16 protein-coding genes are annotated in these 19,022 nt (G+C 61.8%); 7 read left to right on the top strand and 9 right to left on the bottom strand.

Annotation, left to right across the window (positions count from 1 at the left end; translation table 11 throughout):
- Positions 1–25 precede the first annotated feature (25 nt).
- Entirely contained in the window at positions 26–1,411 is a 1,386-nt protein-coding gene (locus tag HK401_RS16320; RefSeq protein ID WP_181275724.1) for an MFS transporter, read from the top strand.
- Here the strand turns inward: HK401_RS16320 and HK401_RS16315 are convergent.
- Positions 1,386–3,017, bottom strand: coding sequence for an acetolactate synthase large subunit (locus HK401_RS16315; RefSeq protein ID WP_181275723.1), 1,632 nt, complete (start codon positions 3,015–3,017; stop codon positions 1,386–1,388). The genes HK401_RS16320 and HK401_RS16315 overlap by 26 nt on opposite strands.
- A gap of 233 nt (positions 3,018–3,250) precedes the next feature.
- Between HK401_RS16315 and pheS the strand changes: the two genes are divergently transcribed.
- From pheS to HK401_RS16300, 3 genes are all read left to right on the top strand, one after another.
- Entirely contained in the window at positions 3,251–4,294 is a 1,044-nt protein-coding gene (pheS, locus tag HK401_RS16310) for a phenylalanine--tRNA ligase subunit alpha (RefSeq protein WP_181275722.1), read from the top strand.
- Between the two features lies 1 nt (position 4,295).
- Positions 4,296–6,881 (top strand): phenylalanine--tRNA ligase subunit beta, encoded by a 2,586-nt coding sequence (gene pheT / locus HK401_RS16305; RefSeq protein WP_181275721.1) that lies wholly within the window; start codon positions 4,296–4,298, stop codon positions 6,879–6,881.
- Positions 6,882–7,043: 162 nt separating this feature from the next.
- On the top strand, positions 7,044–7,925 hold the full coding sequence (locus tag HK401_RS16300) for an SDR family NAD(P)-dependent oxidoreductase (protein WP_181275720.1): 882 nt from the start codon (positions 7,044–7,046) through the stop codon (positions 7,923–7,925).
- Between the two features lie 43 nt (positions 7,926–7,968).
- On the opposite strand, the gene HK401_RS16295 is transcribed toward HK401_RS16300, so the two are convergent.
- The 8 genes from HK401_RS16295 to HK401_RS16260 form a co-directional block, all read right to left on the bottom strand.
- Positions 7,969–8,844 (bottom strand): ABC transporter substrate-binding protein, encoded by an 876-nt coding sequence (locus HK401_RS16295; RefSeq protein WP_181275719.1) that lies wholly within the window; start codon positions 8,842–8,844, stop codon positions 7,969–7,971.
- Positions 8,845–9,004: 160 nt separating this feature from the next.
- Positions 9,005–9,415: a RidA family protein gene (locus tag HK401_RS16290; RefSeq protein ID WP_181275718.1), complete on the bottom strand. Its 411-nt coding sequence runs from the start codon at positions 9,413–9,415 to the stop codon at positions 9,005–9,007.
- Between the two features lie 390 nt (positions 9,416–9,805).
- Positions 9,806–10,804: an Ldh family oxidoreductase gene (locus HK401_RS16285; protein ID WP_181275717.1), complete on the bottom strand. Its 999-nt coding sequence runs from the start codon at positions 10,802–10,804 to the stop codon at positions 9,806–9,808.
- Between the two features lie 4 nt (positions 10,805–10,808).
- On the bottom strand, positions 10,809–11,825 hold the full coding sequence (locus tag HK401_RS16280) for a hydroxymethylglutaryl-CoA lyase-like TIM-barrel protein (RefSeq protein ID WP_181275716.1): 1,017 nt from the start codon (positions 11,823–11,825) through the stop codon (positions 10,809–10,811).
- Positions 11,826–11,835: 10 nt separating this feature from the next.
- Positions 11,836–13,488, bottom strand: a complete 1,653-nt coding sequence (locus HK401_RS16275; protein WP_181275715.1) for an AMP-binding protein — start codon at positions 13,486–13,488, stop codon at positions 11,836–11,838.
- 3 nt (positions 13,489–13,491) lie between these two features.
- Complete coding sequence (locus HK401_RS16270) at positions 13,492–14,517, bottom strand: LLM class flavin-dependent oxidoreductase (RefSeq protein WP_181275714.1); 1,026 nt, start codon at positions 14,515–14,517, stop codon at positions 13,492–13,494.
- On the bottom strand, positions 14,514–15,713 hold the full coding sequence (locus HK401_RS16265) for a flavin reductase (RefSeq protein WP_181275713.1): 1,200 nt from the start codon (positions 15,711–15,713) through the stop codon (positions 14,514–14,516). Before HK401_RS16265 ends, HK401_RS16270 begins: the two co-directional genes overlap by 4 nt.
- Before the next feature lie 41 nt (positions 15,714–15,754).
- Complete coding sequence (locus HK401_RS16260; protein ID WP_219922023.1) at positions 15,755–16,240, bottom strand: MarR family winged helix-turn-helix transcriptional regulator; 486 nt, start codon at positions 16,238–16,240, stop codon at positions 15,755–15,757.
- 183 nt (positions 16,241–16,423) lie between these two features.
- Here HK401_RS16260 and HK401_RS16255 point away from each other — a divergent pair, with 183 nt between their 5' ends.
- From HK401_RS16255 to HK401_RS16245, 3 genes are all read left to right on the top strand, one after another.
- Positions 16,424–17,755, top strand: a complete 1,332-nt coding sequence (locus HK401_RS16255) for an MFS transporter (RefSeq protein WP_181275712.1) — start codon at positions 16,424–16,426, stop codon at positions 17,753–17,755.
- Between the two features lie 194 nt (positions 17,756–17,949).
- Positions 17,950–18,351, top strand: coding sequence for a winged helix-turn-helix transcriptional regulator (locus tag HK401_RS16250; protein ID WP_181275711.1), 402 nt, complete (start codon positions 17,950–17,952; stop codon positions 18,349–18,351).
- A 40-nt stretch (positions 18,352–18,391) separates the two neighbouring features.
- On the top strand, positions 18,392–18,715 hold the full coding sequence (locus tag HK401_RS16245) for a YciI family protein (RefSeq protein WP_181275710.1): 324 nt from the start codon (positions 18,392–18,394) through the stop codon (positions 18,713–18,715).
- The last annotated feature ends 307 nt before the right edge of the window (positions 18,716–19,022 follow it).

Raw genomic sequence — 19,022 nt, 5'->3', positions numbered from 1 at the left:
ACCACTACTGAACAAGGACGTTCTCATGACCGCCACACACGAATTGACGCCGCCGGCGCAGAAGAAGAACCAGAGGAGGGTCGCGTTCGCGTCCATCATCGGGACGACGATCGAATGGTACGACTACTTCACGTACTCGACCGCGGCCGCTCTGGTCTTCGCGCACCTCTACTTCGCTCCCGCCGGAGAAGGCGTCGGTCAGCTGCTCGCGTTCGCCACGATCGGAATCTCGTTCCTGTTCCGACCGATCGGCGCATTCCTGTCCGGACACTTCGGCGACAAGCTGGGACGACGATTCATCCTCGTCGTCACATTGGTCACGATGGGCGTGGCCACGGCCCTCATCGGTCTCATCCCCACCTACGAGACGATCGGGGTGACCGCACCGATCCTGCTCATCCTCCTGCGGATCATCCAGGGACTCTCGGCCGGAGGCGAGTGGGGTGGCGCTGCCCTGCTGGCCGTCGAACACGCTGATGACGACAAGCGTGGACGCGCAGGGTCCTATCCGCAGCTGGGGGTGCCGTTGGGCATGCTGCTGTCCTCGGGCGTCATCGCACTCATGACCGGAGTCATCTCTCCCGGCGAGGCATTCATGGAGTGGGGCTGGAGAGTGCCGTTCCTGCTCTCCGTTGTCCTCATCGGCGTCGGCTACTGGGTGCGTCGGACCGTCGAAGACACTCCCGTGTTCAAGGAGATCCAGGTCGAATCGGCCAAGCGCAAGGCCCCGATCCTCGTGCTGCTGAAGAAACATCTGCTGCTCGTCGTCGTCGCTGCGCTGATCTTCGCCGGCAACAACGCCAGCGGATACATGACCACCGGCGGGTTCGTCACGAAGTACGCGACGACCGATGCGGTGGGCTTCTCCCAGACCGACGTGCTGTTGGCCATCACCTTCGGGTCCTTCGTGTGGCTGGTGTCGACCGCGGTCTCCGGCTATCTGGCTGACGTCATCGGCAGAGTGCGCACCTATGTCATCGGTTTCGTGATCCTCATCGTCACCGCATTCCCGCTGTTCTGGCTCGTCGACACCGGATCATTGGGTCTGCTCTACCTGTCGCTGGGAATCTTCTCCGTCGGACTCGGACTCTCCTATGGTCCGCAGGCCGCGCTCTATGTCGAGCTCTTCCCGGCCTCGATTCGCTTCAGCGGAGTCGCGATCTCCTACGCCTTGGGTGCTGTCATCGGCGGTGCCTTTGCACCGACGATCGCCCAAGCCCTTCTGCAGGCGACGGGGACAACCGCGTCGGTCTCGCTCTATCTGGTGATCATGGCGGTGATCTCACTCATCGCCGTGTCATTGGTCAGGGACCGCAAAGGCATCGACCTCTCCGTCGGAAACGAGGAGGAGCAGAGCGCCGGAGTGTGGCGAGTGGGGAAGAATCTCACCGCGACCCCAACTCGTCGATGAGCACCCGCTTGTTCTCCGAGTAGTCGACGGGCACGACCACGACGTGCACACCTCCGGCCGAGAACGCCGATTCCAAGGCGTCGCTGATGGCGTCGACGTCCTCGACACGGGTGCCGGTCGCCCCGTACGCCTCCGCGTACTTGACGAAATCCGGGTTGCTGAACGTCAGCCCGAAGTCAGGCATCCCGTCGTTCTCCTGCTTCCACCGGATCATGCCGAAGGCGTTGTCCTCGAGGATGAGCACGACGAGGTCGAGACCCAGCCGGACAGCGGTCTCCATCTCCTGACTGTTCATCATGAACCCGCCGTCGCCGACGACGGCCATCACCCGACGTTCCGGGTACGTCAGCTTCGCCCCGATCGCCGAGGGCAGCCCGGCTCCCATGGTCGCCAGGGCGTTGTCGAGCAGCAGGGTGTTCGCCCGGGTGGTGCGGTAGTTGCGGGCGAACCAGATCTTGTACATCCCGTTGTCCAGGGCGACGAACCCATCGACGGGCATGACGTCGCGGACCTCCTGGACGATCCGCTGGGGGATGAACCGGTCCTCATCGGCACCCTCATGGATCTTGATGAGGATGTCATCGCGCATCGGCAGCAGCGCCTCGGCGGTGGGCACGGGACCGCCGAGCGACTCGGCGAGCTTATCCAAGGACGGACCCAGGTCACCGATGACCTCGAACTGCGGGAAATACACCTGCTCGACCACCGCGGCACGGTAGCCGACGTGCACGACGGTCGGTCCGTTCTCATCCATCGTGAACGGCGGCTTCTCCGTCGTGTCGTGACCGATGGTGACGATGACATCGGCGGCATCGATCGCGTCGTGGACGTAGTCACCGGCCGTCAGCGCCGCCGTCCCCATGTAGAGATCCGACGCCCCCGTCACCGACCCCTTGCCCATCTGCGTGGTGACGTAGGGGATGCGCATCTCGGCGACGAATTGCGAGAGCCGATCGGTGCAGTCGGCCCGAGACGCATCCGCGCCGAGCATGAGCAGCGGCCGCTTCGCCTCGCGAATGACGTTCGCCGCATTCGCGATCGCCGTCTCCCCGGCGACAGGGCGAGAATTCGTGTGCGGTTCGATGAGTTCGAATCCGTCGACCGGCGACCCCGCGATGTCCTCGGGCAGTTCGAGATGGACCGGACCGGGACGTTCGGCCTGGGCGACGCGGAACGCCTCCCTGACCAGCGTCGGAATCATCGCCGCCGAGGTGATCTGCCGGCTCGACTTCGTCAGCGGATCCATCGTCGCCACCGTGTTGACCATCTGGAACGCCGCCTGCTCAGCCGTGCGGATGCCCTTCTGACCGGTGATCATGATCACCGGCATACCACCGAGGTGGGCGTACGCCGCCCCGGTCGCAAGGTTGAGCGCCCCCGGCCCGAGCGTCGTCAGGCACACCCCAGGCTTGCCCGTCAGCCGCCCATAGGTGGCGGCCATGAACGCGGCGGCCTGCTCGTGGCGGGTGAGGATGAGCTCGATCGAGGAATCCCGCAGAGAATCGACGAAGTCGAGATTCTCCTCACCGGGAATGCCGAAGATGCGCTCGACGCCTTCGTTCTCCAGGGCTCTGACCATGACATCGGATGCACGCTGTGTCGTCATGGTCCCGACCCTACGCTTCTCCCGTTTCGATCCCTATGACCCACCCCACACCACCGGCACCGAGGCGGCCCGCCCACCCAGCGGATGGGCGGAACCACGGGGCCACCTCGGCGAGGGAGGGCTCCGTGGGAACCGCACCCACCCAGCGGACACCGCCCCGACCGCTGGGACCAGAGACGATAGACTGGCAGCGACGAGACATTCGGTCCATTCGACACGGATAAAGGACATTGATGACAGACCAGCTCGACCCTCTGGACGAGTCGGCCGTGAAGGCGGCCGTCGACGCGGCACTTCAGGCATTCGCGGACGCACGGACCCTTGATGACTTCAAACAGGCGAAGATCGACCACACCGGTGACAAGTCGCCGTTGGCCCTGGCCAACCGGGCGATCGGGTCACTCGACAAGGCCGACAAGGCCGCCGCCGGCAAGATCGTCGGCAAGTCCCGCGGACAGGTCAAGCAGGCTCAGGAAGCGCGTCTGGCCGAACTCGAGGCCGAACGCGACGCCGCGGTGCTCATCGAAGAGGCCATCGACGTCACCCTGCCCACGGACCGTCGCCCACTCGGCGCCCGCCACCCGCTGTCCCTCATCCAGGAACAGGCCGCGGACTACTTCATCGGCCTCGGCTGGGAGGTCGCCGAAGGCCCCGAGATCGAATCCGAGTGGCTGAACTTCGACGCGCTCAACTTCGGTCCCGACCATCCTGCCCGCCAGATGCAGGACACCTTCTTCATCGACCCGCCCGAGGCCGGCCTCGTCCTGCGCACCCACACCTCACCCGTGCAGTCACGCTCACTGCTCCAGCGCGGTGTGCCGCTCTACGTCGTGTGCCCGGGCAAGACCTTCCGCACTGACGAACTCGACGCCACCCACACCCCGGTCTTCCACCAGATCGAGGGCATCGCCATCGACAAGGGCCTGACCATGGCCAACCTGCAGGGCACCCTCGACGGCTTCGCCCGCGAAATGTTCGGCCCGGAGTCGAAGACCCGCCTGCGCCCGAGCTTCTTCCCGTTCACCGAACCGAGCGCGGAGATGGACTTCTGGTTCCCCAACAAGGTCGGCGGCCCCGGCTGGATCGAATGGGGCGGCTGCGGAATGGTCCACCCCAACGTGCTGCGCGCCGCCGGCATCGACCCCGACGTCTACCAGGGCTTCGCCTTCGGCATGGGCATCGAACGCACCCTGATGCTGCGCGAGGGAATCAACGATATGCACGACATGGTCGAAGGCGATGTGCGCTTCTCGGCCCGTTTCGGAATGAAGGCTTGATATGCGCGTCCCACTGAACTGGCTGGCCGACTATGTCGATCTCCCAGCCGAGACCGATCCCCATGCCCTCGCCGCCGAATTCGCGGCTATTGGTCTCGAGGAAGAGGACTTCTTCGGACCCGAGATCACCGGCCCCCTCGTCGTCGGTCGCGTACTCGAACTCGTCAAGGAAGAGCACTCGAACGGTAAGACCGTCAACTGGTGCCGCGTCGACGTCGGCCCCGAACACAACGAGGATCTCGACGACCCGAAGGACCCCCAGCCCGGCCCCGAAGCGCCCAGCCGCGGCATCATCTGCGGTGCGCACAACTTCGTGCCCGGCGACCTCATCGTCGCCTGCCTGCCCGGAGCCGTTCTGCCCGGTGACTTCGCCATCGCTGCGCGCAAGACCTACGGTCACAAGTCCGACGGCATGATCTGCTCGGCCAAGGAGCTCGGCCTCGGCGAGGATCACTCCGGCATCATCGTGCTGTCGGATTTGGGATTGTCCGGTGAGCCTGGCGATGACGCGATCGCGCTGCTCGGCCTTGACCAGGTCACCCTCGACGTCAACGTCACCCCCGACCGCGGCTACCAGCTGTCGATGCGCGGCATCGGACGCGAATACGCGCAAATGAAGGGTCAGACTTTCACCGATATCGGATCCGCCGAGGTGGCTCCCACCAACGCTGCCACCGACGATGGATTCCCGGTTGCGATCGAGGACAACAACCCCATCAACGAGGTGGCCGGCTGTGACCAGTTCACCGCTCTTCAGATCACCGGGCTGGATCCGGCCGCGAAGACTCCGTTCTGGATGCAGCGTCGCCTGCAGCAGGCGGGAATGCGTCCGATCAGCCTGACCGTGGACGTCACGAACTACGTCATGCTCGAACTCGGCCAGCCTCTGCACGCCTACGACACTTCGCTGCTCGGCGACGAGATCGTCGTGCGCCGTGCGAGTGCGGGGGAGAAGTTCACGACGCTTGACGATGTCGAGCGCAAGCTCGATCCCGAGGATCTGCTCATCACCGACCGCGGGGACGGACCCAGCGGAAAGGGCGGGAAGATCATCGGCCTGGCTGGCGTCATGGGCGGCGCCGACGTTGAGGTCAACGACCAGACGACCGACGTCGTCATCGAGGCCGCACACTTCGACCCGATCTCGATTGCCCGCACCTCGCGTCGCCACAAGTTGTCCTCGGAGGCCTCGCGTCGTTTCGAGCGCGGAGTCGACCCGAAGCTTGCTCCCGTGGCGGCCCGGCGCTGCGCGGACCTGCTCGTCGAACTCGGCGGCGGCACACTCAGCCCCGCCACCACGCAGGTCGGTCAGGCTCCCGAGCCGAAGGTGCTCGACCTCAAGGTCGCTCGTGTCGCTTCGCTAGTCGGCATCGATTACTCGATTGACGAGGTGACCTCACTTCTTGAGGGCATCGGCGCGACCGTGACCGCCAAAGACGAGGAGACTGTAACGGTGACCGTGCCAAGCTGGCGCACGGACATCACCGACGACGTTGACCTCATCGAGGAAGTCGCCCGCACCGGCGGCTATGACCGGATTCCGTCCGTTCAGCCCGCCGCTCGGGCCGGCAACGGACTGACGGTCGCGCAGAAGACGCGTCGCCGTGTCTCGAACCTGCTGGCCGCCGACGGATTCACCGAGGTGCTGTCCTACCCGTTCACGAACGACAAACGGGACGATCAGCTGCGGCTCGAGGCCGATGATGTGCGTCGCAAGCACGTGCGCCTGGCCAACCCGATGTCCGAAGACCTGCCGCTCATGCGCACCAACCTGCTCTCGACACTCGTCGACCTCGTGGTTCGCAACCAGGGCCGCGGGGCGAAGGACGTCGCACTGTTCGAGGCCGGACTCGTGTCCACCTCGGCGGGCCTGCCTGAGGGGCCCGGACCGCGTCACCTGCCCGGATACCACCCGAGCGATGACGAGCTGGAAAAGATCTACGCATCGGTGCCGCACCAGCCCTACCACTACGCGGGCATCATCTCCGGGAATGCGGAGATGCCCGGAGTCTGGGGCAAGGGCCGCAAGGCCGAGGCCGCCGACGTCATCGACACCGTCCGCCGGATCGCTGAAACGAACGGACTCGAAGTCACCGTCGAGGCCGATCAGATCGCTCCGTGGCATCCGGGGCGGGCGGCGAAGTTCGTCCTCGCCGATGGTCAGGTACTCGGCCATGCGGGTGAGCTGCACCCGAAGGTCTGCGAGAACCTCGGCCTGCCCGCCAGGACCGTCGCCTTCGAGATCGACCTGGATGCGCTGCTGGCCCAAGACGACCTGCGAGCCTGGGACGGTGCCCTGTCGACCTATCCGGTGTCCCGCCAGGACGTCGCTCTCATCGTCGATGCCGAACTGCCGACTCAGACGCTGGCGGCGACGTTGCGTGAGGGTGCGGGAGAGGAGCTTGAACTGCTCGAGACCTTCGACCGATACACCGGTGACCAGCTGCCCGAGGGCAAGAAGTCGCTGGCGTTCCGCCTGACGTTCCGCGCCCCGGACCGCACGCTCAAGGCCGATGAGGCATCGGCGATGCGTGAGGCGGCGACGAAGTTGGCTACTGAGCGTCACGGCGCCGAAGTTCGCAGCTGATACGAGTGCGTTACAGAGCCCGATCGACCGCTACAGTGGTTCGACCGGGCTCTGTTGTACCCGGCCCGAGAGCCGCGGCAAGCCCCCGCGGCATTGAACATCCGCACCGCACACCGCGACACCTGATCATCCGTACCTGAGCACCACCGAGGAGCCGTGACCATGTCAGAGAAGCTGCCCTACGGAACCACCTTGCCCACGGGCGACAACGCATCCGAGGCGACCGCGGTCCCCGCCGAGACGATCGCCGTCATCACCGGCGGTGCCCGTGGCATCGGACGCCACCTGTCGGAGGCGTTCGCGAAGGCCGGGTATCACGTGGTCGTCACGGCCACCTCGGCGGAGAAGGCCGAGACCGCAGCGGCGGAGATCCTCGACGCCGCCGGGGGAGCGGTCACCGGAACCGGGCTGCGCACCGACGACATCGACTCGGTGAAGGCTTTCCGCGACTTGGTCGCCGGGCTCGAGTCCGAGACAGGCCGTCGCATGCAGGTGCTCATCAACAACGCCGGCCGCATCGAGTCGACCGAAGGCCCGCTGTGGGAGGCGGACCCCGGAGCCATCAAGGGCGTCGTCGATGCGAACGTCCTCGGTGTAGCACTCATGGTGAACACGTTCGCCCCGGTGCTCATCGATTCCGCCGAGGCGACCGGTCGTCCCAGCCGCATCATCGACCTCAACTCGGGGTCCGGGGCGCAGGGAACTCCGGCGTATGCGGTGTACTCGGCGTCGAAGGCGTCGCTGTTCCGTCTCGCCGATTCGGTCGTGCACTTCGGGCACGAGAACGGGTTGCGGATCTTCGAGATGGCTCCCGGTGTCGTCGAGACCGCGATGACGAAGTCCATGCCCGTGCACGATTTCCGTGAAGGCGATGACTGGACCTCACCCGAGCAGGTCACCGACCTGGCGCTGGCGCTTGCTTCGGGGACGCTGGATGCTTTCACCGGACGGTACGTCCGTGCGGGTAAGGATTCGGAAGAATCCCTGCTCGCCGAGGCCGCTGCTGGCCTGTCGGACACGTGTCGTCGACTCGTGCTGGGGTGAACTGAGCACGAAACGGGCCTCGGTGGTGCGGACACCGCTGACTTCAGTTCTCGGGAACCTTCTCGAGTCCGGGACGGATCTCATCGAGCAGCCACGGCACGGAGACCACGTTGGGGTCCTGCAAGGCGGTCGCCGCCTCGAGCCCGACAGGAACGTAGCGATCGTCCATGATCGGCTGCTCGGCAATGATCGGGTTCGACTCGAAGGCCGTCTTGGCCGCGTCGGATTGGTAGGTCATGAACATCACCCCGGCGTCGTTGAACAGATCGGCCTGCTCCAGGCTTATGTCGACTGCTCCGGGTACGGACCCCTTCCCTCCCAACTCTGCGACTGCCGGCAGCGCTTCCATGCCGAGTCCGAGCATGAAGCGGGCAGTGACATTCTCCTTATCCACGAGCATCGCCGCGACATCATCACGAGCCTGCCCATAAAGGAAGGTGCCCCCGTCGAGATTTGGCAGATCCTGCTTGACTTGAGCGACAGCGTCGTTGGCGTCAGTGATGAGTTGTTCGGCCATCTCTTCCTCTCCGAGTACTTCGCCGATGCGCTGAGACGAAGCCTCGCTCGATGCCTGATAGAGGCCCTCCTCATAGCTGACGACCGGGGCGATGTCGTTGAGCTGGCTGTAGATATTCTCGTCGAGGGAGAAGGCAGCGGTCGCGAGGATGACATCGGGTTCGGCTGCGGCGACCTGTTCGACATCGATGCTCATCGGGTTGAGCCATTCGGTCTCGGCAGGCAGCGAATCGATATAGGGCAGCGATTTCTCTGTGTCACCGCCGGACACGGAGGAGAAAAACTCAGGGGCGAGGACGATTTCGGATCCCATCGACGAGGCGAGCGCAAGGTCTGCGTACCCGAGAGTCGCCACACGCTCGGGCTTCCTCTCGATCGTGACGTCCCCGAAGCTGTTGTGCACGGTGAGGGGATAGTTGCTGCCTCCGGCCGTGGCATCGTCATGGGAATCTGAGGTCGAGTCGGAGGCACATCCGCTGAAATCGCCTTCAACTGTTTGTACTGCAGGTGCGTCGGTCTCCCGGTGGCGAGGTACCGACGCACCTTTTTGATGTCGGCGTGGACTATGGGAGGACTGCGGTCGTTTCGAGTTCGACTCTTACCTCAGGCTCGAAGAGGTAGTCGACGCCGATCAGCGAGGCAGGTGGTAGCGGTAGCGGAATCGCCAGTTCGTCAGCGACGCGTTCGACACCTGTCATGAACGCATTGATTTGGTCGGGGGACCATCGTGTGACGTAGAAGGTCAGGCGTACCACATCCCCGAATGAAGCATTTGCCCCCTCGAGGGCGTGGGCGGTGTTGCGAAGCACTTGCTCAACCTGGGCAGAGAGGTCGTCACCGCCAACGTGATTTCCTTCGCTATCGCGAGAGATCTGGCCACTGATAAAGATTTGTCGGCTTCCCGAGGCGATGGCGACATGATCATAAGGTGTGTGAGGCTGGAGGCCTTCAGGGGTGAAGCGGTGCACTGACATTGGTGAGCTCCTTCTTGAGAGACGGTGTCCTCTATTGAAGCCTGGTCACCCGTGGATACTGCAAGGAGACGTAGTTTCGGCAACGATACTCCGAAGGCCTTTTCGAAACACTCAATGAACAGCGCAGTCAGGAGAAATCTGGACAAGGATCGATCTTTCTGTATCTTGAGACGCGGCGTGAGGTGCACCGCGCTGGCTCTCGTCCGATGGTCTGTTCGTAAGAGCTGCTTTGAACCTCGGTGCGGAGCATCGCAAGTATTCACGAAGGCTCTTAGCTCCATCATGCATGTCATAAGGCGGCGTCAAGATATTCGTTTGTGCCGAGAGTGGTGCCGCGACCTCACTTGAACTGGCAACGAGGCTGTAGCGTCTCGGGGATCTAGACTTCAACTAATCGACCAGACTCTTCAGAGCTTCGACAACGACGCTGTCGACGTCGATTGAGCCCCGTTCCCGCGCGGCTTCGCGCTGTCTGCGCGACCTGTCGAACGGCACCCTGACAGGTGACTCGTCATGCTCCGGTCGTGCGTTACGTATTCGATCCGCGTGCTCGGCGACATTGCGAATGTATTCGGCGCGGTCTCCCAACAGTTGCGGGTCGATGAGGATGAGGAGGAATCCGAGATCGCCTATGGTCTGCGTTGGTATTGCTGGGGACCCGGCCATCATCCCCAGCAGATGAATGCCAAGGGAAAGTCCGGATCCTCGGTGTCCGCCCCAGGTCGCCAGTGCTCCTTCTAATGCCTCACTCGGCGATGTTGTGGGTGTGCCGTCTGCCGCCCACGCCACTCCGGTAGGGAGGTCTCGGCCTTGTCTTTCAGCCAGTTTGACTTCTGCATGCACCAGCGCAGAGGTGCCGATGTCCCAGATGACCGGGTCCTCGGAGCTTGGGAATCCGAATCCGATCGGATTGGTCCCCAGCAGCCCCTCGGTGGAGCCGTATGGTGCCACGAAAGTTCCAGCGTTGCCGGCAGCCATACCGACGTACCCTGCGTGCGTTACCTGCTCCAGATACCAACTGAACATGCCTGTGTACCAGGTGTTGTTCGCCCCGACGATGCAGAGCCCGGTCTCAGCCACGAGTTCCAGTGCGAGTTCGGTCGCTTGTTGAGCAACGATGTAGCCGATTCTGTCTGCTCCGTCGAGGGTTGCGGACAGTCCAGTGCGTCGTATGACTGAGATTTCTCCAGGTGCGGGTGAGGAAGCGATTCTTTCTGCGATGGATACTGCTCGAGCTAGCCCTCCGTAGGCCAGGCCGCGCAACTCGCAGTCGATGAGGTGATCGACCGTGATTGCTATGTCGGCGTCAGGCAATCCTGCAGACCGCAGTGCATCGGCCGCGAGTTTCCGCGCCTCGGTGAGTGTCAACGTGGTGGTCTTTGCGGGCATAGCGTTATCCTGCCTTTCCGACTGAGGCCGGAGACTGCCAAGTGAAGTCTGCGGACGGTCTTTCGTTTGAGGCATTGGGGACGGGGCCGATGTGGCGACTGAAACCTGGTGAAGGCACGCCGACCTCATCTGCCCACCACCTGGAAGTCTCGATCAAGGATGAAAGGTCGATCCCGGTTCTTACACCCATGCGTTCGAGAATCTGGACGACGTCTTCGCTGCAGGTGCCGCCTCCTGGGTAGTTCGGCATGGCCGGATGCCCTCCGGACCCGCCTAGGGAGACATCGATGTTGGCGATCCCAAGTCGGGCTAGCTCGACCGCATTTGCTACTCCCATCCCACGTCCGTCGTGGACCTGAACAGTGATACGATCCGCGACGTTGTGTTCTAAAGCGGTGGTGATCAGCTGTGTCATTTGCAGCGGAGAGGCGTAGCCGCTCGAGTCTGCGAGAATCCACTCACTCACTCCCGCGTCGGAGAGCATCGGTGCCATGTTGTTGATGAGTTCAGGGCCTCGGGGTGGGCCGCTGGGTCCGCCCCAAGCAAAGATCAGGTACGTGCCGAGCGTGACGCCGGAGCCTGCTGCGATTCTCCTTAGTTTTGCAAGCTGCTCAATGGAATCTCTCGTCGTCATCCCCGTGTTGGCTTTAGAGAACCCCTCATCTGCTGACAACAGGAACCAGGCATAGTCGACTCCAGCGTCGATTGCTCGGGTGAGGCCGCGTTCGTTGCCGACACAGCAGTGCCATTGAGTTCCGTAGGAGCGGTCGACGCGTTGCATCACCTGCTCGGCATCGGCTAGACCCGGTACGAGATCGTGGCGGACGAACGAGGTCGCTTCAATGGCTTGAATTCCTGCGGCGCTCAGCCGGTCGATGAGTTCGACCTTAATGGGCGTTGGGACTGTGTGGGCCTGACAGCCGAGCCGGGGCGCGATGTCTTTCAGCCGAACGTCCGTCGATGGCCCTTCGCTTGCCGATTTGGTAAGTGGCGATGTCACTGGATTGTTATCAGAGTTCATGGTCAGATCCTCAGATCACTCGGGTTGGTTTGCGACCGGCGGCGTGCGAATCCCATGTCAGATCGGTAACTCCTCCGGACCGCAGCTCGGCCTTGCGGATCTTGCCGGTGGGAGTACGCGGGAGGTCCGCGAGCACTCGAAAGTAACGTGGCACCATGAAGTGGGGGAGTCGTTGATCACAATGCTCGTACAGTGCATCCAAATTGAGATTGTCGGGGTTATCGGTTCCGATCACCGCCAGAACTTCGTCCTCACCGAGCTCAGAGGGCGTGCCCACCGCTGCTGCCTCGGTGATGCCGGGGAACGACAGCAGCACCGACTCGACTTCGTAAGAGGAGATGTTCTCGCCTCGGCGACGCAGAGCATCCTTCTTTCTGTCGACGAAGTAGTAGAAGCCGTCGTCGTCGGCATACCCCAAGTCGCCGGTTCGCCACCACAGGTCGCGCATTGATGCAATGGTCGCCTCGGGGTCGGCGAGGTAGTGGGTGTACATGACGCCTGAGGTTCGTGGCCGGTAGACGATCTCACCAACTGCGCCCGGTGCCAGCGGCTCTCCGTTCTCGCTTTGAATCTGGAGTTCGGTGGTTCTGGTGGGCTTGCCGATTGATCCGATCTTTCGACCGGTGAGGGGGTTGTACGTGACGTTCTTGATTTCGCTGAGACCGTAGCCTTCCACGATGTGAAGATCGAATCGGTCTTCGAACGGCATGAGGACTTCTGGCGGAGCCGGGGCGGCAAAGACTTTGCGGACGGGATTGTTGCGATCATCCGCACGAGGTGGTTGGGCCAGGAGCATGGGAAGCACAGAGCCCAGGGCGTTGAACATCGTGATGCCATTGGCCTTCACATCTGTCCACAATCGGCTGGCGCTGAAGCGATCTCCGATGACAACGGCAGCTCCTGCGTAGATGCCGTGGAGCGTGATGTTGAGCAGAGCCGCGCCGTGGAACAGGGGCAGGCACGTGTACAGTCTGTCCCAACTTTGAGTCTCCATCGCTTCGACGTTCTCCCGTGCGGCGACGGTGAGCATCTGGTGCGGGCACACCACGCCCTTGCTACGACCAGTAGTACCTGAGGTCAGGGCGATCATGGCCACATCGTGCGGATTCAGCTCAGGCGCAGAATAGTCTGCATCAGCTTGCTTCTCCAGGTCACTCCACCCAATCACTCTCGGAACGGACGAGTCGTTCTCCATCGGTGCAGTTGCTGGTTCGGAAGAATTGATACAGACGACGTGCACAGGGTGTGCGAGCTCAGCTGTGACTTCCTCGAGCGCGGGCAGAAACGCCGGTTCGGTGATAATTACTCGGGCAGATGTTAGCTGCAGTGCGTGGAGGAGGAACGTGCCCTTATACGCAGTGTTGACTGGTACGCAGACGAACCCGCAGCGAGCCGCACCGGCCCATGCGGCGATCCACTCGATGCGGTTTCGCATCAGAATGGCGACGCTGTCGCCGACTTCTAAGCCGAGTCCAGTGAGGCCTGCTGCGACTCTGGAGGCGGTGAGGTCGAGTTCACCGTACGTCATGGATCCGGTTGGAGTCACGATGGCCGATTTGTCAGGGTGGCCGGCTGCTCTGCGTGCGATGAGCCCACCGACAGTGCCCCCGCCGAGGTCATTGAGTCTGCGGTTGTTCGTGCTCAGCGTCTTCGTTGACGGCATCTGTCATAGGCCTTTCTTGACTGCGGAGACGAATTCCTCGATTGATGGATCCCACGCTGCCTCGACGCCGGTGGTGAACAAAAAGGCATCGATTCCAAGCTCACGGTAGCTCTTCAGAGTGGAGTACACCCGATCGTAGGAGCCAACCAGTGCCTGTGAGTTCGCGAAGCCACCCAAGAGCTTAGTGAGACCGGTCCAGAAGCAGTCATCATGGAGCTCTTCATCGGTCAACGCAAGTGCGCGCTGGCGGCCGACGGATGTGTCGCCCTTTGACGACCGCAGAAACCGATTTGTGCCTTGTGCTTCGCTGATCTCGTGTTCCGCGGCGCGGGCCAGCTGCCAAGCTAGCTCATCGGTCTCTGCAACGAAGAGGCGGAGGTTGATTGAGTATCGCATGTTCCGATGGTGTTCTTCGGCTGCTCGGTTGACCCGCTTGATCCGTTCCTCAGTACCCGCCAGCGGCTCGCCCCACAGCATGTAGAGGTCAGCGTGCTTTGCTCCGAACTCGACGGCATCGTCGCTGTCTCCACCCATGAAGATGGGAACCTGTCCTTGGTAAGGGCGGGTCTGCAGGGAGACTCCGGAGGCCGAATAGAACTCGCCTTCGTGGTCAAAAGGTTCGACGCTTGTCCAGGAACGCCGAACGACGTCGAGATACTCGGTAGCTCGCCGATACCGATCGGCCTTCGGCAGTGAGTCTCCCTCTCTCTGCAGATCCTTATCGCTTCCGCCGACAACCACGTTGATAGCAAGCCGACCTCGAGACACTACGTCGAGCGACGCGAAGTATCGGGCCGCCGCTGTTGGCGGCATCACTCCGGGACGGTGGGCGAGGATGGGGGAGAAGTGAGATGTGCGTCCCAGCGCATAGGGGACAACCGCGTGGTTATGGGGCCAGACAGAAGAATATCCGATGAGGACTCGATCGACTACGTCTGATTTGTCGAGGGCGTCGATTCTGTCGTGAAATGCCTCGGGGTCGATTTCACCGCCGACTAGCGGCTGGGCTCCTGTGAAGATCTCAGTCATGATGCGTCCTTTGGGTTGATGACTTCGCTCGCAAGTGCCGCGAGCGTCTGGAGTCGGTTGACGATGAGCTTCAGGTCATCCGTCGTTGTGGTGGGTGGGAGTCCATATGCGGTGAAGACGACCTGTGCAGTTTCATTGGTGTCCAGCACCGGGACCGCTACGGTGCGTAATGGTGGAGCGTGGTTGCCCGCGCCGAAATCGCTGTGCAGGTCGGGTTCGTAGAGTGGACTGCTCGGATCCAGCATCTGTTCTACCTCGGCGATCTCATCACCGCCAGGGCCGGTGAGAGGTAGCTTGGCGAGGGCGCGTTCCAAATCCGAAAAGGGTGTTCCGTCGCTCAGGCTTGCCGACCAGCCTCGTTCTCGAACTCGCTCGACCAGTGAAGCGGCGTACTCCCTCTGTGCGCCTGGTACTTGGCGGATCCACTCCGCTGGTTCCGACCACGCCGCGAAAGCAGCCCCCAAAGGAGGGGTATACGGCATGCGCTGGCCTATCCGAGTTGGGAGCCTGTCTGGATCTGGGTGCCCACTGGTGGCAAGGGCGACGATCTCATTGCGCAGCAGCGCCGTGGCCACGACTTCGCCGCCGACAGCGTGTGAAGTTTCGACCATTTCTTCTCGGACGGCATCGACGACGCGCAAGTGACTAATCAGATCGGTCTCACCACTGGCAGTCAGCGACGGCGAGGAAACTCTGCCGTATCCTCCCTGGAAGTACAGGAGAGGCGACGAGGATCGATCGATTGCGAGATCCTCAACGTGACCGACAACAATATAGTGGTCGCCTTCGTCATGCACCGAAACGATCGTGCAGTCGATCCAAGCGACCGCGCCGTGAAGCACCGGGGCACCTGTCTGTTCTGTCCGCCAATCGACCCCGTGGAACTTGTCGCCACCCTTGACCGCCAATTGTCGAGAGATTCCTTCCTGGCCGGCGGCGAGGACGTTGACGCAGAAGCTTCCGGATTCACGGAGCGCTGCGAACGTCGTCGAGGTCTTCATCGGCATGAAGGCCACCAACGGAGGATCGAGTGAGACAGAAGTGAAAGACGTGGCGACCATACCCACTGGTGAGCCGTCGGCTGCTCGTCCAGTGATTCCGACGACACCGGCAGGGTAGTGGCCAAGCACGTTTCGGTGGAAGGCCTGGTCGGTTGCTCTTCGGGGCGGCTGCTCCACCCTTTTATTTGTCAGCATGCTTATACGTTAACGCCGACCGGATAGTTATGCAAGCATGCTTACATTCGGGGTTGTTCGAGCTCCTGAATGTCAGCCTCGACGGCGCGGGCGCTGTCGCGCAGGGCGCTCACCATGACGGAGAGGTCGATGCCGTCGAGATTCTTCGCGATGGCATCGTTGACCTTGAGAACCTCGACATCCATGTCGCGAAGTGTCGACCGGCCGTGGTCGGTAAGAGTCAAAGACATGGCGCGTTCATTGTTTGGGCTCACGGCGCGATCGAGGTAGCCGAGTTTGACGAGGTTGGTGACAATGCGCGTCATTGTCTGAGGTTTGACGAAGCAGCGCCGGGACAATTGAGCCAATGACAGGTGGGGGCGGCTGTCGAGGACGCGCAAGGCCGCATACCCAGAAAGGGTCAGTTTCCATGGCGCGAGCCGCAGGCTGCCAATCTTTGCCGTGGCTCGTTCGAGACGAAAGACGGCGTCGACGAGATACGTCAGGTCCTCGTCGTATGGTTCGGTGGATTCTTTATCTTTAGACACACATTGAGCATAGGGGTGGGGTGTGCTCGGGCGCTACATCAGCGCGGCGAGGCGTGGAGCGGGTGTGATCGACGGGCTATGCAAGCATGCATATAAGCATGCTTGCAAAACCCGGCGTTGGACTCTACTCTTGAAATCGTCCTCATCGGCGAGGGCATCAGTCAGCCGAAAGGAACCCGCACTATGGCTTTTCCCGAGATCAACCTGCAAAGACAGCGCCGGACCTCACGTGCCAGTGTGGCCGCAGCAGTCGGCAACACCATCGAAACTTACGAGTACGCTTCGTTCGGCTTCCTAGCCACGGTTTTGGCATCAGTGTTCTTCCCGAAGGAGTCGTCGACGGCAGCGCTCCTGTCCACGTTTGCCGTCTTTGGCACAGCATTTCTCGTCCGGCCGCTTGGATCTGTCTTCTTCGGCATTCTCACAGACCGACTTGGTCGCAAGCCCGTGCTCGTCGTCACCGTCGTGGGTATGTCAGTGATGACCGGGCTGATCGGTCTTCTGCCGACACCAGAGAGCATGGGAATCTCAGCTACGGTCCTCTTGGTGCTCTTGCGTGTCACTCAAGGACTGATGGTCGGGGGCGAATACACAACTGCTGTCATCTACGCGACGGAGTTCGCTCCTGCTCATCGGCGTCCTGAAATGGCGAGTCGTGTGCAGGTGGGAAGCGTTGTCGGTTTGCTCCTGGCTGCACTGGTCGTCGTCGGGCTCAGCGCGAACCTCAGTCCAGATCAGATGCATGACTGGGGCTGGCGCGTGCCCTTCCTGCTGGGTCTTCCGCTCGGAGCCATCGGACTCTACTTGCGGGCTCAGCTTGGTGAGACACCTGAATTTGAAGAAGTTAAGATCGAGGCGCGCGAAGGGGAAGACCCTCCGATTCGAACTGCGACAACCATAGACCCGACGAGCAAAAGCTTCTGGCACCACGGACGAGAGATCTTCCTCATCGCAGGCGTGGCTGTATTGCACACGATCGGCTTCTACATGACCTATACATACATGCAATCGCTTCTCGCCCAACTCGGCCTCGGATTGTTCGAAAGCACGACGGTCATCGTCGTCGCATTGGTCGTGGGGGTCGTTGCAGTCATCAGCGGTGGTCTCTTGTCCAATCGGATCGGCGCGCGTCGAGTGCTTCTGCTCTCCTCAGCCGGTACGTTGCTCGTCGCCTGGCCCCTATGGGACCGAATTGTTGCAAGTGGCGAATCCGGATCCATGGGAGTCATCGTCGTATGCGTCGCACTCGTCTCCGGTTTGCCGGCGTTATACGCCTCCTCCACCCCGGTTGTATACGGAACGCTCGCCGGGGTCGCGCGAAGGGGGGTAGTGACTGCTGTGGCGTACGGGGTGACTGTGAGTCTGCTCGGTGGGGCCATTTCGTTTGTCGCGCAGTGGATCGTCAACGAAACGGGAGACCCTCGATCGCCGGCGTTGCTCCTCATGGCTGCCGCGTTGATCTCAGGCATCGCTGCATTCAACCTGCCGAAAACAGTGGGAGGCGGCCAACAGTAGCGCAGCCACCGATTTCAAGCTCGCCAGAACAGGGCTTGCTAGCATGGAACAAGTTCGGCCATTCCACGACTGTCTGGTTCGCTACTCCGACTAGATTGAGTACAACTGGATCGTGAGCCAGCACAAGGTGACGTACTTCGGCTCGTTAGCCGAACTGCACGAAATTTGTACTGAGCCGAGAGGATTGGCGACCCGTGACGGATAGTTTCCCTGACCAAGCGACGTCAGTTGAGGGGAGTGACGAACTGCGGATCGATGCTCCGCACCGCGAGCTTCTCGACCAAGTCCTCGACAAATGGTCGCTGAGTGTGCTGAACGAACTGTGCGAACGTCCCAGCCGCTTCAATGAGCTTCGCCGCGCTATCCCTCAGGTGTCGCAGAAGTCTCTGACGGCAACACTGAGGCGTCTGGAACGAAACGGAGTGGTCGGGCGCGAGATCGTCTCAACACGTCCAGTAGCCGTCATCTACCGAATCACGCCGCTGGGCAAAACTCTCCGCGACCCTATCGATGTGCTCCTGGCGTGGGCAGACGACCACTTATCCGAAATAGAACGCGCTCGAGAAGTCTTCGATGACTCTCTTGACGGTGTTTAACTGTACGAAGATTCGCCCAAATAATGAAAAGGAGAAAGACATGAGCATTTTCATTGTGAGGTTAGACCACCCCGACGAGGCCGGGTGGCAAGAATGGGTCGGTCCTCATGTTGAATGGGTACGCGAGCATGTCGCCGCCGGGACGATCATCGCTTCCGGACCCTCAGTGGGAACCGATATTCGACAGGGATGGCTCGTGATGCAAGCCGTGGATGAATCGGAGCTTCGCCAGTACCTGGCCTCCGATCCATTCTGGCAGCATGGCATCGTGGAGAATCTTCTCATCGTAGAGTGGGATCCGATCTTCGGAGAGCTCGATCGATTGTCGAGCTCTCCAGAGAGCGTTCCCTCGTTCGGCGAGTAGGCCGCATTGAGATGTTAAGACTTTCAGCGAGCTGCGAGCGACGGCTCTACCAATTATTGCTATCAGAAACTCCTCGATGCATACCCGTCACCAGCGTCCAGGTGACCGGTGATGGCACTGTCGAGCGCCGGGAAACCAACGGACTCGCCGCAACTGAGATGTCCATCTCTGAGGCTACCCTCGAAGAGTGGACACCCAAGTTAGCGGGATTCGCAGTCCTGCTGGAAGGATGTTCAATATGTCAGATCAGAAGCGACAGCGTCGCTCTTACACCCCGGAATACCGGATCGAGGCGGCGAATCTCGTT

Source organism: Brevibacterium oceani (assembly GCF_013623835.1).
GTDB classification, from domain to species: domain Bacteria; phylum Actinomycetota; class Actinomycetes; order Actinomycetales; family Brevibacteriaceae; genus Brevibacterium; species Brevibacterium oceani.
This window is presented reverse-complemented; position numbering and strand designations above follow the sequence as displayed.